We start from the raw sequence: 15216 nt of genomic DNA, 5'->3' as shown, positions 1-15216 counted from the left end.
TGAATTAAAAAAAGGAGGTAAGCTTTTGCTCACCTCCTAACGTCTTACTTCGCGAGTTTCGCGTTGTGGAATTTCTCCATGATACCAGCTTGTGAGAAGAGGTTACGAACTGTGTCCGAAGGTTTAGCACCTTCAGAGAGCCATTTAAGAGCTAGCTCTTCGTTGATTTTAACTTCTGCTTCTGGTTTAGCAACTGGATTGTAGTATCCGATTTGCTCGATGAAACGACCATCACGTGGTGCACGTGAGTCTGCTACTACCACACGGTAGAAAGGTGATTTTTTTGCGCCCATGCGCTTAAGACGAATTTTAACTGCCATTCGTAAGTCCCTCCAAATAATAGATGATTTTTTCGTTTAGTCAAATTGACAACTTCATTAGTATACAACGTTACAGCAAAAGAGAAAAGACTTTTAAAAGAATGGAAGGCCAAAGCCTTTCTTTTTCCCTTTGCCCATCTGTCCGGAAAATTGTTTCATCATTTTCCGCATGTCTTCGAACTGTTTAATGAGACGGTTGACTTCTTGGATACTGCGTCCGCTACCACGGGCAATCCGCTTCCGACGACTCGCATTCAAGATTTCAGGTTCAGTCCGCTCTCGTTTCGTCATCGATTGGATAATCGCTTCGACATACACGAGTTGCTTCTCATCGATTTGGGCGTTTTTCAACCCCTTCATCTTCCCTTTACCTGCCCCAGGGATCATTCCCAACAGTTCGTCGAGTGGACCCATCTGTTTCACTTGCTGCAACTGCTCGATGAAATCATCGAATGTAAACGATGCATCGCGCATTTTGCTTTCTAACTCTTTGGCACGCGTAGCGTCCATTTGTGACTCTGCTTTTTCAATCAGTGTCAGCATGTCTCCCATGCCTAGAATCCGAGACGCCATCCGCTCGGGATAGAATGGTTCGATGGCATCGAGCTTCTCTCCAAGACCGACGAACTTAATCGGTGCTCCGGTGACTGCCTTGATGGAGAGTGCTGCACCACCTCGCGTATCTCCGTCGAGCTTCGTCAGAACAACCCCCGTCACGCCAAGCTTCTCGTTGAAGCTTTCTGCGACATTGACGGCGTCCTGACCCGTCATCGAATCGACGACAAGGAAGATTTCATGCGGTTTGGCGATCTCTTTAACATCAACGAGTTCCTGCATTAGTTCCTCATCGACGTGCAGACGACCTGCCGTATCGATCAACACGATATCGTGATGATGCTCTTTTGCATAATCGAGTGCACCGGTAACGATTTCTTGCGGACTGACCTGATCTCCCATTGAGAAGACCGGCAACTCCAATTGTTTCCCGAGTGTCTCTAATTGTTTGATTGCTGCCGGACGATAAATATCCGCCGCAACAAGCAAAGGACTACGATTATGTTTTTTACGTAAATGATTGGCAAGCTTACCCGTTGTCGTTGTTTTACCTGCCCCTTGCAGACCTGTCATCATGATGACGGTCGGAGGACGGTTCGCAAGCGTCAATGGTGACACTTCCGCACCCATCAGATTCGTCAGTTCATCATGGACGATCTTGACGACTTGTTGCCCTGGCGTCAAAGATGTCATGACGTCCTGTCCGACGGCACGTTCCTTTACATCATTTACGAATTGTTTGACGACCTTGAAGTTGACGTCGGCTTCAAGTAGCGCTAAGCGAACTTCGCGCATCATCTCTTTGACGTCTGCTTCAGAAATCTTACCTTTACCTCGCATTTTAGCGAGACTGGCTTGAAGCCGTTCCGATAATCCTTCGAATGCCATTAAGAATGCCTCCTACTCTAATTGCTCCAATGTCTCAATGATCACTAGGGCTTCACCCGGAAGGTCGCATTGCTTCAGCTGATCGAGTAACTGCTTTCGCCGTTCGTGTTTCTTGAACAGGGATAGTCGTTCTTCATACTGCTCGAGCATGGCTTCCGTGCGTTTTATGTTGTCGTAGACTGCTTGTCGGCTGACTTCAAACTCATCGGCGATCTCACCTAAGGAAAAGTCATCTAAGTAATAGAGTGACATGTAATTCCGTTGTTTTGGTGTCAAAAGCTCCTGATAAAAGTCAATCAGATAGTTCATCCGGTTCGTTTTATCAAGTGTCATCCGAGCACCTCCGCAATGTTAAGTGAAATTCCTTTACAGATAGTATAGTACAGCCCTCACAGTGTGTTGTCAAGTTTTTTTCTTTACATGAAACGTCGCTTATTCTGCGCTTTCTTCCGTGTCAACGTTTTCTTTTTCTTCAAAGACATCACCGAACAATCCATAAACGAATTGTTCTGCATCAAACGGTTGTAAATCATCGATTTTTTCACCAAGACCAACGAACTTGACCGGGAGGTTCAATTCGTTCTTGATCGCAAGGACGATTCCACCTTTTGCTGTTCCATCAAGCTTCGTCAAGACGATCCCGCTGACGTTCGTCGCTTGTTTGAAGGCTTTCGCCTGCACCATCGCGTTTTGTCCTGTCGTCGCGTCAAGCGCCAGCAATACTTCATGAGGAGCGCCTGGAATTTCACGTTCGATGACACGCTTGACCTTTTCAAGTTCGTTCATCAGGTTGACCTTGTTTTGAAGGCGTCCTGCCGTATCGCAAATCAGGACATCGACCTTACGTGCTTTAGCTGCTTGGACAGCGTCGTAAACAACAGCGGCCGGATCCGATCCTTCTCCTTGACGGATGACCGGTACACCGGAGCGTTCGCCCCAGACTTGCAGTTGATCGATTGCACCCGCACGGAACGTATCACCCGCTGCTAACATGACGCTCTTGCCTTCTTGTTTCAAGCGATTCGCAAGTTTCCCGATCGTCGTCGTCTTCCCGACCCCGTTGACACCGACGAAGAGAATGACGTTCAGCTCGTGATCGAGATCAAGTGCTGTCTCTTCCTCTTCAACTAACATCTTCGCAACGACTTCAACGAGGACATCACGTACTTCTTTTGGATCCTTGACGTTACGTCGTTTAACTTCTGTCTTTAACTCTTCGACCAAATCCATTGTCGTCGTCACGCCGACGTCGGCTTGAATCAATACTTCCTCTAATTCTTCGAAGAAATCCTCATCGACTTCGCGGAAACGATAGACGAGATCATTGACGGCACTTGCTAGTCCATCGCGTGTCTTCGTCAGTCCTTGTGTGAATTTCGTCGTGACTTCTTGCGTCGAAGTCGTCAAGCGGTCTTTCAGTTTTTTAAAGAAACTCATTGTTTAATCTCCTTTGGTTCTTCACTTAATGTACGTCGTGCCTCTTCTAGTTTAACGGATAACACTTCAGATATCCCGTTTTGCTGCATCGTGACGCCGTACAAGACGTCTGCCGCCTCCATCGTCCCTTTCCGATGAGTGATGATGACGAACTGTGTCTCGCGCGCTAGCTGATGGACGAATTCGCCGAATCGCGCAACGTTCGCTTCATCAAGTGCCGCCTCGACTTCATCGAGGACACAGAATGGGACAGGACGGGTCTTTAGAATCGCGAACAAGAGAGCGATCGCCGTCAAGGCACGCTCTCCACCTGACAAGAGCGACAAATTTTGTAGCTTTTTACCTGGCGGTTTCGCGACGATATCGATTCCGCTCGTCAGTAGATCAGTCGGATCGACGAGTACAAGGTCGGCTTCTCCACCCCCGAACAACTCCCGGAACGTTTCTCGGAAATGCTCACGGACGGCATCATACGTTTGTCGGAACAATCGAATGACTTCACGGTCCATCTCTTCAATGACACTATAGAGATCCGTTTTAGCGGCGACGAGATCGTCTCGTTGCGCCGATAGGAACGTAAACCGTTCATCGACTTCCGCGAATTCTTCGATTGCACCGATATTGACGATGCCGATTTCTTCGAGTTGTCGCTTGAGCAGATGAATTTCCTCTTTCGCCTCTTCATACGATTGATCGAGCGGAGCGATCAACTCGAGCAGTAATCCCATCTCTTCCAGCATTTCTTGTCTTGTCTCAAGGCGTGTACTCGTTTTCCCTTGTGAGAGTCGTAGTTGTTCAAGTGCCTGTTTCGTCGTATGTTGATCGTCCTTCGTCTTCGCTTCGCGAATTCGAATTAAGCGCAAGGATTCTGCCTGCACTTGAATCCGTTGCCCGATCGCGACAATTTCGGTCTCGACCCGTTGTTGTTCCTGTTCCTGTTCGCGCTGCTCGCCGTGCAAGGCATCGATTTTCGCTTCATCGAATCCTTCAAGGACATGACGCAAGTCACGGCGTTTATGACCACGTTCAAGCTTCGCGTGACTGACCTGTTCCGTCAGACGCTCGATCTCTTGCGTGAGTTGCGCTTGTTTCATTTGAATCGTCCGCTCTTCAAGAACTGCTTCTGCTTGTTCCTTCTTCAGTTCGTCCATCGTGACGGCACCACGGGCTTGAGCATCCTTGAGACGATCAAGTGCTTGTCTGAGCTCTGTTTGACGTTCCGTCCATTTCGCGATCTCGACTTCTGACATTTCGATGATACGGCGTGCTTCCTGTTCTTGTTCGAGCACACGTGCCATCTGCCGATCTTCAACCGATAATTCGGACGTCATGACGGCGAGGTGACGCTTCGCATCTGCTAACGTATCCCGCGATTGCTCGAGTTGTCCTTGTAATTCTTGAATCGTTTCTGTCCGCGTCCGAGCAGTAGCATCAAACGTCTGAATCGCCGCTCTTAGATCTTCCAAGCGGCGCATCTGTTCCCGAATGACCGCTTGTCCTCGCGTCAGTCCCTCTTTTAACTCGTCGAGCTCGCGCGATTGACTGAACAATGGTGTGCCTTTTTTCCGACTTCCGCCGGTCATCGTTCCACCGACGTTGACGACATCTCCTTCGAGCGTGACGAGACGATAGCGATGTCCTGTCGAACGGGCAATTTGGTTCGCTTGTTCAAGTGATTCGACGACGAGTGTCGTACCGAGTAAGTTCATCTTTAATTTCGTCAGCGTCTCGTCTGTCGTCACAAGATCACTTGCGATCCCGACGAATCCAGACATCCCCCCGACTTGTTCTCGCACCGAACGGTTGACTTCACGTGTTTGGAGTGAGGCGAGCGGCATGAACGTCGCTCGACCGGCATTTAAGCGTCGCAGTTCCTGGATTAGACGACGTCCTGTCGCATCGGTATCAACAACGATATTTTGCATTGCCCCACCAAGCGCCGTCTCGATTGCCGCTTCAAATCGCGCAGGGACCGAAATCAACTCCGCGACCGCTCCGTGAATACCTGGGTACTGATCTCGTTGTTTTAATATCGTCTTAACGGCACCGAAATAACCGCTATAGTCGGCTTTGACGGATTCAAGAAATTCAATCCGATCTTCCGTCTTATGACGACGTCGCTCTAAATCCGCAACGGACTGTTCGACTTGGCGTAACGCATGTTGTTGTTCGTCTCGCGCCGCGAGTGCCGTTGCCTCTTCCTCAATCGCTTGATCTAATTCTGTCCGGATCGAAGCAACGTCCGCTTCTAGTCGAGCGACGTCTTCCTCGAGTTGACGACGGGTCGATTGTTTCGTACCGCTGTCCGCCGTAAAAGAACGTTGTTGTTCTTCTGCCTGCATGAGATCTTGCTTCGCCCGATTATAAGCATTATTCGTCGCAGCTAATCGGCTCGCCACTTCAAAGGCTTCCGAACGTAATGCTTCGGCTTCCTTATCAAAATCACGATCGGTTTGTGTCAGCGCTTGATCAGCTCGTTCTCGCTCAGCCGTAATCCGTTTTGCTTCCTGATCGACTTCTGCTTGACGCTCCTGTAAAGCGGTTAGTTCGAGTTCCAGTCCCTTGACGCGTTCTTCGACGATCGCGACCTCTTGTTCGAGTCGCTCTTTCGTCTCGGTACCGTGTTTTTCACGTTCTTTTGCTAGGTTAAGGGCACCTTGGATCTCAACAAGTCGCGTCGAGACATGTCGAAGTTGCTCCTGCAACGCGTTTTCTTGTTGTCGTTCTTCTTCAAGCGTCGCTTCTTGTTTCTCCCGGGACACGACGGTCTCTTCGTGAGTCGTCTTTTGAGATGCAAGACGTTCTTCACATTGTGCGATATCACGCGCCAGTGTTTCGAGCTCCGTCTGATACGTCGTGATTTCATGCGCCAAGATGCCACGTTCCAGTACATCATGCCGTTCTCGAGCGACGAGATACTCTTTCGCGAGCGCCGCTTGTTCACGTAACGGCTCGATTCGTCCACCAAGTTCATATAAAATATCATCGACACGTGATAGATTCGCTTCCGTATCATTTAATTTCCGTTCGGCTTGCTTTTTGCGATGACGATACTTCAAGACGCCTGCTGCTTCTTCGATGACAGCACGACGTTCTTCCGGTTTTCCGGAAATGACTTGTTCAACTCGCCCTTGTCCGATGATCGCAAAGGCGTCACGCGACAAGCCTGTGTCCATGAACAGATCAAGGACATCCTTCAGGCGACATGGTTTTTTATTTAAAAAATAATCGCTATCGCCATTGCGGCTGACACGCCGCGTGACACTGATCTCCTGATACGGTAACGCGACCGTTCCCGACTCGTTGTCTAAGACGAGCGTCACTTCGGCAAATTGTTTCCGGTGTTCAGACAGACTGCCGGCAAAAATAACATCTTCCATCTTCGCCCCACGTAGTGACTTCGCAGATTGTTCTCCGAGTACCCAACGGACAGCATCCGATATATTTGATTTTCCACTTCCGTTCGGTCCGACGACTGCCGTGACACCCGGAAGGAATTCTAGTTCAGTTCGACTGGCAAATGATTTGAAGCCATTAATTTCAATTCGTTTTAAGTACATCTTGATCACCCGTATGTTTAAATTTCTTTTGAATTTCTTTCAGTTTACCATAGCCGAAACGCTAGCAACATGATAGGTTTTAAGGTAGTATCATGCGAAACGAGAAGAAGAGGAGCGAATAACACGATGACGATTGAACAAATGATTGAAGCGATCTTAGATAAATTGAATATCATCAACAAAGGGGTCATTAAAGCAGAACAGTTCGATGGCTCAAAAAATGAGGACTTAAAAGAGATTTATGAGTTCGTCATGATGCGAGACTCGTTATCACTCGCAGAGGTCGACGCGATCGTCGACGAACTGAAATCCCTCAAGACCGTCTAATCAAGCGAGCCTCAGACGATAAAGGCCGATCATCTCTCACGCGTTTGAGAGATGGTCGGCCTTTTGTTGCTTAAAACTGTTTCTTTAATTCAAGTAAGGCTTGTTTTGCCGCCTGTTGTTCTGCCTCTTTTTTCGATCGGCCTGTCCCGATCCCTTCCAGCTCATCCGCGACTTGGACACGCGAGATGAATTCCCGACTATGCGCCGGACCGCGCTCCTCGATGATTTCATACTCGATGACACCTAAGCCGACACGTTGAATCGCTTCCTGTAATTGACTCTTGAAATCTGTCTGTTCTTCAAAAAATCCTGTCGCCACTTTCGGAAAAACCGCTTCGGCGAGGAATCGTTCGGCTGCTTCGATGCCTTGGTCAAGATACAAGGCGCCAATGAAGGATTCGAAGACATCCGCAAGTAAGGCTGGACGATTCCGACCACCGGTCAGTTCTTCCCCCTTACCTAACAGAATCATATCGGAAAACTGATAGTGATTCGCAAATTGGACGAGTGACGGTTCACAGACGATTGCCGCTCGCAATTTCGTTAATTCCCCCTCGGAACGTTCCGGGTAGTGTTCGAATAGATAGCGTGACACCGTCAACTCTAAGACCGCGTCCCCTAAAAATTCTAGGCGTTCGTTATCCCCTTCAGACTCGCGTTGTTCATTGACGAACGAAGAGTGCGTGAAGGCTTGTTTTAATAGCTCGACATTAGAAAACGTGATATTCAGGCGCTCTTGTAACGCTTCGAATTTCTGCTCGATTTGAGCGAGCGTCCGAGCATCCTTGCGTCGTTTTACATAGGGTCCTTTTCGGACACGACGTCCTTTTTGATTCGTCATAGTTCCTCCTAAACAGCTAAAGCCCACCGCAAATTGCGGTGGGTCAGCTTCAATGATCAGACTTGTGTTTCGATGTAGTTGACGACATCGCCGACAGTCTTCAAGTTTTCTGCTTGCTCATCTTCGATCGTGATTTCGAACTTGTCTTCTAAGTCCATGACGAGTTCCATGACTTCGAGAGAGTCAGCACCGAGGTCATCTTTGAACGATTTATCAAGTGTGATTTCACTTTGTTCTTTTCCTAATTTTTCTGCGATTGCTTCTTGTACGTCTACTAAGATTTGTTCTTTTGTCATTTTAAAATCCCTCCATGAGTTGAGTATATAAGATGATTACCGATTTGGCAAAGTACTTCCGTTAGTTCTGTTACATCGTCATGCCGCCATCGACGGCTAGAGTTTGACCTGTGATGTATCGTGCTTCATCTGAAGCGATGAAACTGACGAGTGAAGCGATATCGTCGGTTTGACCGAAGCGTTTCAACGGAATTTGCCCGAGTGACAGGTTCCGCTGTTCTTCTGTCAATTCATCCGTCATGTCCGTCTCGATGAAGCCTGGACAGATGGCATTGACTGTGACGCCTTTACTAGCGAGTTCACGTGCGACGGATTTCGTCAGCCCGATCAGACCCGCTTTCGCTGCGACATAGTTCGCTTGCCCTGGATTTCCAGAAATACCGACGACTGATGCGATATTGATGATACGACCGCTTGTCTTTAACAACGGACGTGTCGCGGCTTGTGTGACGAGGAATGCCCCTTTCAGGTTCGTATCGACGACGGCATCAAAGTCTGCTTCCTTCATACGCATCAGTAAACCATCGCGCGTGATGCCGGCATTATTGACGACACAATCCAGTTGACCGAACGCATCAATCGTTTGTTTGATCATCTGTTTGACAGCATCCGCTTCAGCGACATTCGCTTGAATCGCGAGTGCTTCACCGCCTGCCTCCTTGATTTCACGGACGACAGCTTCCGCCTTGTCCGTGCTTCCTGCATAGTTGACGACGACACGGAAACCATCTTTTGCCAATCGCTTTGCGATGGCCGCTCCGATACCGCGTGACGCGCCAGTGACGAGTGCTACTTTACTCAACGAATTCCCTCCGCTTCCAATTGCTCAAGTGTCGTGATGCTGATGATTTTCGCATCTTTTTTGATTCGTTTCACGAGACCGCTAAGTGGAGATGACGGACCGAACTCGATGAACGTATCCGCACCCTCTTCGATGAGACGCTCGACGCATGATTCGAACCGGACCGGCGAATAGAGTTGCTGAACGAGCAAACGAATCAATTCGTCTGGTTGATCGTGAAATGCACTGTCGACGTTCGAGATGAATTTCGTCTTCGCGGCTTTAAACGGTGACGAGACGAGAATATCTTCGAATCGTGGTGCGAAAGGTGTCATGAGCGACGAATGGAACGCACCCGAGACATCAAGTGGTAAGACTCGTTTTGCTCCGAGCTCTTTTAACTTCGCTGTAGCGGATTCGACCGCCGCGATTTGTCCAGAGATGACGAATTGCCCAGGACAGTTGTAGTTGGCGATTTGAACGATTTCTCCCGTTGCCGCAATTGATTCAACCGCGTGATGGGCTGCCTCGACATCATTCATGCCAATGACTGCTGCCATCGTTCCACCCGTGACTTGATTCATGAGTTTTCCGCGTTCGCGGACGAGATAGACGGCTTCAGACGGTGTGATGACAGAAGCTGCGACGAGCGCGCTATATTCTCCAACACTGTGTCCGAGTACGAAATCAGGTGTATGTCCTTGTGCTGCGTACTGCTGTGCGAGTAATGCACTGTGTGCGACGATGGCTGGTTGAGCGATATCCGTCGCTTTCAATTCATCCTTCGTCCCTGTCGTCATCAGCGTCGTCAGATCCAGACCAATTCGCGTTCCGAGGTCAGCGAGTGCTTGGCGTGTCTCGTCTTGCGTGATGAGCGTCTGTCCCATTCCAGGCGTCTGTGACCCTTGTCCCGGAAACATCCAAACTGTTTTCCCCATCTCGTCTCACTCCTTCTTAACGTGCTTCAGTTGCTTTCGCCTGAACGATTTTGGCAACGACTTCTTGTTCGACCATCTTTTCCGCTTGAACGAGCGCTCTGCTGAATGCATAGGCATTACTTGATCCATGCGCCTTGATGACCGGAGCCGCAATACCGAATAGTCCGGCACCGCCATATTCTTCATAGGCGAGCAACTGCTTCATTTTTTTCAACTTCGGTTTCAGTACGAGAGCGGCGAGCTTTGATGTCCACGAGCTCATGAATTGTTCTTTCATGACACCCATGATCATACTGGCTGCCCCTTCAGTACTCTTAAGTAACGTATTGCCAGCAAAACCTTCCGTGACGATGACATCGACGTCACCGCTCATCGCTTCTCTCGCCTCGACGTTCCCAACGAAATGAATCGGTGCTGTCTCAAGTAGCGGATACGTTTCCTTCGTCAATGCATTCCCTTTACCGGCTTCTGATCCGATATTCAGGAGCCCGACTTTAGGACGTGTGATACCGCGAACTTGTTCTGCGTAGACAGACCCCATGATGGCATAATCGAGCAAATGCTCTGCCTTCGCATCCGGGTTGGCGCCGACATCTAAGATGACGACACCCTTCCCATTACGTGTCGGGAAAGTCGGGGCCAGTGCAGGACGGTCAACTCCTTCGATCCGACCGATGACGAACAATCCGGCAGTCATGAGCGCTCCCGTGTTGCCTGCTGAAATCAAGGCATCTGCTTCTCCTGATTTCACCAGGTTTGCAGCCACAACGAGTGAGCTATCTTTCTTGCGGCGAATGGCACGTACCGGTTCATCTTCTCCGGTGATGACGGATGCTGCGTGGACGATCGTCACGCGCGGATCCTCGATTGTGTATGAGCGTAACTTCAACTCATCTCCGACTAGTCGGATATCGATGTTGTCGTTTGGACGTTCTGCCAGATAGGCAACGACCCCTTCTACGATGGCACGGGGTGCATGGTCGCCCCCCATGGCGTCAACTGCTAAAATCATTTCGATTCCTCCTTACTACTTCGATACACTGTGAATTCGCCGATAAAGACACATTCTTCACCGACATAACTCTCTACCGTGATGTCAGAACGTCCATCTTGGCGATGGGAACTGACGAATGCCTTCGCAACGACGCGTTCTCCGACGTGGACGGAGCGTGTGAACTGAACGTTCGCACGGGTCGTTAACGCGAGTTCATCATCGATGAGCGCAATCGCAAGCGAGTTTGCCTGTGCGAACAAGATATGTCCGCGGGCGATTGCATTTCGACTAAACGCATGTTCCGGCAAAACCTCAAGGATCGAGATGGCAGATGTATCGAGTTTCAGGTCAATCATATCACCAATGACTTCATTTTCAGTCAACGTACGCACATCATCCAGCCGTTCAGTCGCGACATGTTTAATTCGCTCCCGTAATTCCGGAATCTTTAATTCCATCCGGTCCAGACGAATCGTCTGGATACTGACATGGAATCGTGTCGCCAGCGCTTCATCCGTGATGAACGGATTTTGCTCGATCGTCTGTAATAATTCTTGTTGTCTCTCTTTTTTAGGTACCCGCATGTACGTTCCTCCCACAAGAAGGATGACTACTATTATTACCTGGTACTAACAGTAGTATATATCCCTTGTTGTTCACTTTCAAGTATTATTCGATTCTTTCTCCTTCAAGAAGCCCTTGCCGTTCGATATATTCACGTAAGACATCGTATTCCGGCGCTTGCCAAAAGGCGTCCGATCGCAGTAATCGGACTGCATCTTGCCGCGCCGTTTCCATGACTTGAATATCAAGTGCCGGATCGGTCAAGACGAATCTCGGTAATCCACTTTGTTCGGTACCGAAGAAATTTCCGGCTCCGCGCAGTTTTAAATCCTTTTCCGCTAGCTTGAAGCCATCGTTCGTCTCCGTCATTGTCTTGATCCGTTCTTTTCCCGTATCGGAAGAGGGATCGGCGATTAGAATACAGTAAGACTGGGCATCGCCTCGACCGACGCGCCCTCTTAATTGGTGTAACTGCGCAAGACCAAAGCGTTCTGCATCATGAATGACAATGATCGACGCGTTCGGAACGTTCACGCCGACCTCGACGACCGTCGTTGAAACAAGGATTTGAACAGTATTCTCCTTAAAAGCCTGCATGACCTCGTCTTTTTCTGAAGAAGTCAAGCGCCCATGCATCAAACCGACATGATAGGGCTTGAACCGCTCGGTCAATGTCGCATGTAATTCGATCGCATTTTGAACTTCGAGTGATTCGGATTCCTCGATCAATGGCGTGATGACGTAGGCTTGTCGACCTTGCGACAATTCTTTCTCGACGAACCCGAAAACACGTTCCATCTGTTGCGGTTTCGCCCAGTAGGTCTCGATTTCCTTTCGTCCCGCCGGCATCTCATCGATGATCGAAACATCCATATCTCCAAAGACCGATATCGCAAGCGTACGCGGAATCGGTGTCGCTGTCATATATAATACATCTGCCTGTTCAGCTTTCGCGCGCAAACGCTTCCGTTGTTCGACACCGAAGCGATGTTGTTCATCGGTGATGACGAGGTGCAATGCCTTGAACTGGACAGTGTCTTGAATCAGCGCATGTGTTCCAACCAAGACGTCGATCTCTCCTGTTGCGAGGGCTTCGAGCAAGTGTGCACGCGCTTTCCCTTTAACGGAACTCGTCAGTAGACCGACTCGGATCCCAAGTGGTTCAAGCAATGGGGCGAGCGACGCTGCATGCTGTTCCGCTAAAATTTCGGTCGGCACCATCAAGGCGCCTTGTTTTCCGGCACGAACCGTCGCGAACAAGGCGATGGCAGCGATGACGGTCTTCCCGCTTCCGACATCCCCTTGCAGCAACCGATTCATTCGTTCGCCGCGACCGATGTCGTCTAGAATCTCTTTTGTCACACGTTGCTGTGCACCTGTCAGCGGAAACGGCAGGCTCTTGATGAAATTGGCAATATCCGTTTCATGAAGGGGAAGAGCAATCCCTCGACCTTTCCGTCGTCCAAGACGTAACGCCTGTAATTTCAGCTGGAAATAGAGGCACTCCTCGTAGACATAACTGCGACGAGCAGCCGTTAACTCTTGTCGATTCGTTGGGAAATGAAGCGACTTCAACATCGTCATCCGGTCTTGCAACCGATACGTCTTCCGGATGCTATCCGGGATTCGTTCAGCTAATGTCTCAGTCTCCTTGAACGCCAAGTCGACGACGCGTCGAAACGTCTTCATCCGCATGTCACCTCGGAGCGAGTAAACGGGTGTCAATTCGCCTTCGATTGCCCCGAATTGCAATTCCGTCGCAGAGATCGTCATCCGGTGTAAATCCCACTTGCCACTGACCGTCACTTCTGCCCCGAGTTGCAATTGGTCTTTGTAGAATGCCCGGTTGAACATCGTTACGGTCACACTATACCGTTCTTCAACGAGCAGACGGAACGTCAAACGATTCTTTCCTTTGCCGTAATAGCGCACAAGTGGTTCAGACTGGACTTGACCCGTGAACTTGACTTTATCCTCATGGATTGCTTCCGTTAGACTTCCCGTCACGAAGTCGTCATAACGAAACGGGACGTGCTCGAGCACGTCCGCAACGGTGAGAATATTCATCTCTTCTAGTTTTTTCGCTAAATCCCGTCCGACACCTTTTAATGTCTTGACGTCACGTGATGGATTCATTCGATAACTCTCCGAAGATTTTTGCTTCGAGCCAGCGTCCTGTCGGTGTATTCGCGAGTCCACCTTTTGCTGTCTCGCGAAGCGCAGACGGCATCATCTGACCAATCTCATGCATGGCTGAGATGACTTCATCACACGGAATCCGTGACGTGATTCCAGCGAGTGCCATGTCGGCAGCGACAACAGCATTCGCCCCGCCCATCGCATTGCGTTTCACGCATGGCACTTCGACGAGTCCTGCAACAGGATCACAGACGAGTCCAAGCATGTTCTTCAGCGCGATCGCAAAAGCATGCGCTGACTGATCCGGTGTCCCACCTGCCATCTCAACGATGGCAGCAGCTGCCATCGCTGTCGCTGAACCGACTTCTGCTTGACATCCACCTGCCGCTCCGGAAATCGACGCATTGTTCGCGACGACAAAGCCGAATGCACCAGATGTAAACAAGAAGCGTAACATCTGCTCACGCGTCGGGTTTAATCGATCTTTGACCGCAAATAGTGTACCAGGCACGACACCCGCACTCCCAGCCGTTGGTGTCGCACAAATTTTTCCCATCGCAGCATTGACTTCATTCGTTCCGATTGCCTTACTAACGGCGTCCAGTAATAAATCACCGGATAATCCTTTACCCGAAGCACGGTACCGTTGAAGCAAGACAGCATCCCCACCGGTCAGTCCTGTCACCGATTGGACACCATCACCATCAAGTGAACGAGCGACCGCCTCTTCCATCACTTGTAGGTTTCGTTCCATCATCGCATAGACTTCATCTCGCTCCAAATGACGAACCGTCATCTCTTGTTCGATCATGACTTCCGAAATCGGAATATTGCGTTCCGTCGCGATGGCGACGAGTTCTTTCACGGATTTAAACATGTCTTCACTCTCCCATCATGACGGCACGCTCGACTTGAGGTAACCGATCGATTTCTTCCAACACTTCTGCCGTAATCCGGTCATCAATCTCAATTGCCATAAGTGCTTGTTTTCCTTTTTCATGCCGTGACACTTCCATATGCCCGATATTGATTTCGTAATCAGCCAAAATGCTCGTCACGGCTGCAATCGCACCAAAGCGGTCATGGTGCAAGACGACGAGTGCCGGTCCCCCACCGGACAAACGAAGCGGTACACCATTTAATTCTGTGATTTCAATCGTTCCCCCACCAATTGAAATACCAACCAATTCAAACTCTTCTACTCCATTCGTCAAATGGACACGAGCCGTATTCGGATGATCCGTCAACGCTTCACTCGTCTCGAAATGAATCTCAATCCCTTTCGACTTCGCGATATCGATCGATTGTGGAATCCGATCGTCAAACGTATCGTATCCGAGAACACCGCCGATGATGGCGACATCCGTTCCATGTCCACGATACGTATCCGCGAATGAACCGTAAAACGTGATGTGGATGACAGTAGGCGTTTCCCCGAATAATTTACCCGCCATCAATCCAATCCGTGCAGCCCCTGCTGTATGCGAGCTCGATGGACCAACCATGACTGGTCCGATGATGTCAAAGACGCTACGATATTTCATTTCTTTTCCCCTTTCTATGAAACAAACGAAAT

At 49.5% G+C, this 15216-nt stretch carries 15 protein-coding genes; 1 reads left to right on the top strand and 14 read right to left on the bottom strand.

Translation table 11 applies throughout. The features are described from left to right. Positions 1 to 44: 44 nt before the first annotated feature. The 5 genes from rpsP to smc form a co-directional block, all read right to left on the bottom strand. Positions 45 to 320 carry a 30S ribosomal protein S16 gene (gene rpsP / locus B3M90_RS05005; protein ID WP_023468741.1) on the bottom strand — a complete coding sequence of 92 codons (276 nt, stop codon included), beginning with the start codon at positions 318 to 320 and terminating at the stop codon, positions 45 to 47. Between the two features lie 93 nt (positions 321 to 413). Then, on the bottom strand, positions 414 to 1763 hold the full coding sequence (ffh, locus tag B3M90_RS05000) for a signal recognition particle protein (RefSeq protein WP_023468742.1): 1350 nt from the start codon (positions 1761 to 1763) through the stop codon (positions 414 to 416). 12 nt (positions 1764 to 1775) lie between these two features. Beyond that, positions 1776 to 2096 (bottom strand): putative DNA-binding protein, encoded by a 321-nt coding sequence (locus B3M90_RS04995; protein WP_023468743.1) that lies wholly within the window; start codon positions 2094 to 2096, stop codon positions 1776 to 1778. 99 nt (positions 2097 to 2195) lie between these two features. Continuing rightward, a complete protein-coding gene (gene ftsY, locus B3M90_RS04990) occupies positions 2196 to 3200 on the bottom strand; it encodes a signal recognition particle-docking protein FtsY (protein WP_035406938.1) in 1005 nt (334 codons plus the stop codon). Further along, a complete protein-coding gene (smc, locus tag B3M90_RS04985) occupies positions 3197 to 6760 on the bottom strand; it encodes a chromosome segregation protein SMC (protein ID WP_290782824.1) in 3564 nt (1187 codons plus the stop codon). The genes ftsY and smc overlap by 4 nt, the downstream gene beginning before the upstream one ends. 126 nt (positions 6761 to 6886) lie before the next feature. Between smc and B3M90_RS04980 the strand changes: the two genes are divergently transcribed. Next, entirely contained in the window at positions 6887 to 7087 is a 201-nt protein-coding gene (locus B3M90_RS04980; RefSeq protein WP_023468746.1) for a DUF1128 family protein, read from the top strand. A gap of 70 nt (positions 7088 to 7157) precedes the next feature. Here the strand turns inward: B3M90_RS04980 and rnc are convergent, their stop codons facing one another. The 9 genes from rnc to sdaAB all read right to left on the bottom strand — a co-directional run bounded on the left by rnc (position 7158) and on the right by sdaAB (position 15184). Then, on the bottom strand, positions 7158 to 7928 hold the full coding sequence (gene rnc / locus B3M90_RS04975; RefSeq protein ID WP_023468747.1) for a ribonuclease III: 771 nt from the start codon (positions 7926 to 7928) through the stop codon (positions 7158 to 7160). Between the two features lie 56 nt (positions 7929 to 7984). Further along, positions 7985 to 8224 (bottom strand): acyl carrier protein, encoded by a 240-nt coding sequence (gene acpP / locus B3M90_RS04970; RefSeq protein ID WP_029342095.1) that lies wholly within the window; start codon positions 8222 to 8224, stop codon positions 7985 to 7987. A 70-nt stretch (positions 8225 to 8294) separates the two neighbouring features. Then, entirely contained in the window at positions 8295 to 9026 is a 732-nt protein-coding gene (gene fabG, locus B3M90_RS04965; protein ID WP_290759289.1) for a 3-oxoacyl-[acyl-carrier-protein] reductase, read from the bottom strand. After that, the gene (gene fabD, locus B3M90_RS04960) at positions 9023 to 9943 is read right to left on the bottom strand and encodes an ACP S-malonyltransferase (protein WP_290759292.1); all 921 of its coding nucleotides are present in this window, start codon (positions 9941 to 9943) and stop codon (positions 9023 to 9025) included. The genes fabG and fabD overlap by 4 nt, the downstream gene beginning before the upstream one ends. Positions 9944 to 9959: 16 nt before the next feature. Next, the gene (gene plsX, locus B3M90_RS04955; protein ID WP_035406922.1) at positions 9960 to 10955 is read right to left on the bottom strand and encodes a phosphate acyltransferase PlsX; all 996 of its coding nucleotides are present in this window, start codon (positions 10953 to 10955) and stop codon (positions 9960 to 9962) included. Continuing rightward, the gene (fapR, locus tag B3M90_RS04950) at positions 10952 to 11521 is read right to left on the bottom strand and encodes a transcription factor FapR (RefSeq protein ID WP_214854554.1); all 570 of its coding nucleotides are present in this window, start codon (positions 11519 to 11521) and stop codon (positions 10952 to 10954) included. Before fapR ends, plsX begins: the two co-directional genes overlap by 4 nt. Before the next feature lie 85 nt (positions 11522 to 11606). Further along, on the bottom strand, positions 11607 to 13637 hold the full coding sequence (gene recG, locus B3M90_RS04945; protein WP_214854556.1) for an ATP-dependent DNA helicase RecG: 2031 nt from the start codon (positions 13635 to 13637) through the stop codon (positions 11607 to 11609). Then, positions 13621 to 14517, bottom strand: coding sequence for an L-serine ammonia-lyase, iron-sulfur-dependent, subunit alpha (sdaAA, locus tag B3M90_RS04940; protein WP_023468754.1), 897 nt, complete (start codon positions 14515 to 14517; stop codon positions 13621 to 13623). Before sdaAA ends, recG begins: the two co-directional genes overlap by 17 nt. A 4-nt stretch (positions 14518 to 14521) precedes the next feature. After that, the gene (sdaAB, locus tag B3M90_RS04935) at positions 14522 to 15184 is read right to left on the bottom strand and encodes an L-serine ammonia-lyase, iron-sulfur-dependent subunit beta (protein ID WP_023468755.1); all 663 of its coding nucleotides are present in this window, start codon (positions 15182 to 15184) and stop codon (positions 14522 to 14524) included. Positions 15185 to 15216 lie beyond the last annotated feature (32 nt).

This window comes from Exiguobacterium sp. UBA6309 (assembly GCF_002439205.1).
In the GTDB taxonomy this organism is placed as follows: Bacteria; Bacillota; Bacilli; order Exiguobacteriales; family Exiguobacteriaceae; genus Exiguobacterium_A.
This window is presented reverse-complemented; position numbering and strand designations above follow the sequence as displayed.